Annotated in this window: 4 protein-coding genes; all 4 read left to right on the top strand. The window is 62.8% G+C overall.

The window, feature by feature from the left end; genetic code table 11:
• Window positions 1–554: ribosome maturation factor RimM (rimM, locus tag WB528_RS25530; protein ID WP_423891937.1), on the top strand; the 554-nt coding region annotated here is incomplete at its 5' end.
• Between the two features lie 114 nt (window positions 555–668).
• Complete coding sequence (gene trmD, locus WB528_RS25535; protein ID WP_423891938.1) at window positions 669–1,394, top strand: tRNA (guanosine(37)-N1)-methyltransferase TrmD; 726 nt, start codon at window positions 669–671, stop codon at window positions 1,392–1,394.
• 102 nt (window positions 1,395–1,496) lie between these two features.
• Window positions 1,497–1,877, top strand: coding sequence for a 50S ribosomal protein L19 (gene rplS / locus WB528_RS25540; RefSeq protein ID WP_423891941.1), 381 nt, complete (start codon window positions 1,497–1,499; stop codon window positions 1,875–1,877).
• 334 nt (window positions 1,878–2,211) lie between these two features.
• Window positions 2,212–2,355: aconitase family protein (locus WB528_RS25545; protein ID WP_423891943.1), on the top strand; the 144-nt coding region annotated here is incomplete at its 3' end.

The raw sequence follows: 2,355 nt of genomic DNA on the forward strand, positions 1-2,355 counted from the left end.
CCGCACAGGTCTGCGTCGCCCGGATCGGCGCCGCGCATGGCGTGCGGGGCGCCGTCAAACTATGGACCTTCACCGAGGATCCTTTCGCGGTGAAGGCTTACGGCTCGCTCTCGACCAAAGACGGCGCTCGCCAGTTTGAAGTGACGAGTGCACGCGAGGCCAAGGACCATCTGGTCGCAACCATCAAGGGCGTCACGACGCGCGAAGAGGCCGAGCGTCTGAACGGCATCGAGCTTTATGTCCCGCGCGAGAAACTGCCCGCGACCGAAGAAGACGAATATTACCACACCGACCTGATTGGCCTCGCAGCAGAGACGACGACAGGCGTGGCGCTCGGCCGCGTTCTCGCGATCCACAATTTCGGCGCCGGCGACATCATCGAGATCGCGCCGCCAAGCGGCGTGACGATGCTGCTGCCGTTCACCAACGCGGTCGTGCCGACCATCGACCTTGCCGGCGGACGCGTCGTGATCGAATTGCCCGAGGAGATCGAGGGCGACGAGCCTGACGCCGCCGACCCCTCGCGTCGTCCTCGCGGAGACTGGAACCCATAACCACCGGCTGTAGATTTGGCTAAGCTGATTGCCCCAGCCATCGTAAAATCGACAGCGGTGGTTATAGGTCCCGTATCGCGCTTCGCTTGTCCGGGACGACGAAATTAGGAAGTGATGACTAGTCTCTCACCGTGGCGCGCCACCATCCTGACCCTGTTTCCGGAGATGTTTCCGGGGCCGCTTGGCGTCAGCCTTGCGGGCAAGGCGCTCGCCTCGGGCGTCTGGACCCTGGAAACCCGCGACATCAGGGATTCCGCCGCCGATCGGCACCGCAGCGTTGACGATACCCCGGCCGGCGGCGGCCCAGGCATGGTGCTGCGCGCCGATGTACTGGCGGCGGCCATCGATGCGGCCCAGATCGTGCCCGGACGACCTCGCCTCCTGATGAGCCCGCGGGGTCGGCCATTGACCCAGTCGCGCGTGCGAGAACTGGCCGCAGGAGCAGGTCCGCTGATTGTCTGCGGCCGTTTTGAGGGGGTCGACCAGCGGGTGATCGAAGCCCGCCAGCTCGAGGAGGTCTCGATCGGAGACTATGTGCTGTCGGGTGGCGAAATCGCCGCCATGGCGCTGGTCGATGCCTGCGTGCGGCTGCTGCCGGGAGTCATGGGCAAGGCGGAATCGGCCTCGGAGGAGAGTTTTTCCGAATCCCTACTGGAATACCCCCAATATACCCGACCCCAAGCCTTTGAAGGGCAACCTATCCCGGAAATCCTCACCTCCGGCGACCACGCCAAGGTCGCGTCCTGGCGCCGGGCTGAGGCCGAGGCGCTGACACGAGCGCGACGGCCCGATTTATGGGGCACGTACGAAAGCGCGCCAAAAGGCACGACAAAGGAGTGACAAAGCTCACCCTTTGCCTTATACGAGCGCCAATTCCGAGAACTGACGGCATGGATCGCGAGCCCCCGGCTTGGCAGGGCGCGCCGCCGATGGAGATTTAAAATGAACCTCATCCAACAGCTCGAAAAAGAGCAATTCGAAAAATTGTCCGCCAGCAAGGACATTCCGGATTTCGGGCCCGGCGACACGCTGATTGTCAACGTCAAGGTGGTCGAAGGCGAACGTACCCGGGTGCAGGCCTATGAAGGCGTCTGCATCGGCCGTTCCGGCGGCGGGCTCAACGAGAGCTTCACCGTGCGCAAGATTTCCTACGGCGAAGGCGTCGAGCGCGTCTTCCCGGTGATGTCGCCGATGATCGACTCGATCAAGGTTGTGCGCCGCGGCAAGGTGCGCCGCGCCAAGCTTTATTATCTGCGCAATCTGCGCGGCAAGTCGGCCCGCATCGTCGAGAAGTCCGAGCGCGCGACCGCCGTCAACGAGTAACGACAACCCGTTTCGAGGTTACGAATAGCGCGGGGCTGGCCCCCGCGCTTTTTTGTTGGCTGTGAGCGATCATCTTTCGCAGAGCCGCCCATCGCCAAGATGGCTCGCGTCGACGGGCGCGCGTGCTATATACGATCTCAAATGGCTCTAAATCGCATCAGTTCAGTCTGCCGGCGGATCGTCATCGACGATCATTCGCGCCTGCCCGGCCGCTTCTTCGGGCGGTTTGCGACTTCGGCAACCTCGGAACTTACGCGCGCGCTTTGATGCTGCGCTGCCGGTCTTTCGGCGCGATTCCGCCTCTCACGATTTCTATTTCAGGAGCATGAAGCTCATGTCCAAACCGACAACCCTGTACGACAAGATCTGGAACGACCACCTGGTTCACGAAGCCGATGACGGCACCTGCCTGCTCTATATCGATCGCCATCTGGTGCACGAAGTGACCTCGCCGCAGGCCTTCGAGGGCCTGCGCACC

Source organism: Bradyrhizobium sp. (assembly GCF_049586575.1).
Lineage (GTDB): Bacteria > Pseudomonadota > Alphaproteobacteria > Rhizobiales > Xanthobacteraceae > Bradyrhizobium.

Excerpts from the sequence above, each read along its gene's own strand:
- trmD (WP_423891938.1), top strand. The coding sequence starts at position 669 with ATGACTAGTCTCTCACCGTGGCGCGCCACCATCCTGACCCTGTTTCCG.
- rplS (WP_423891941.1), top strand. The coding sequence starts at position 1,497 with ATGAACCTCATCCAACAGCTCGAAAAAGAGCAATTCGAAAAATTGTCC.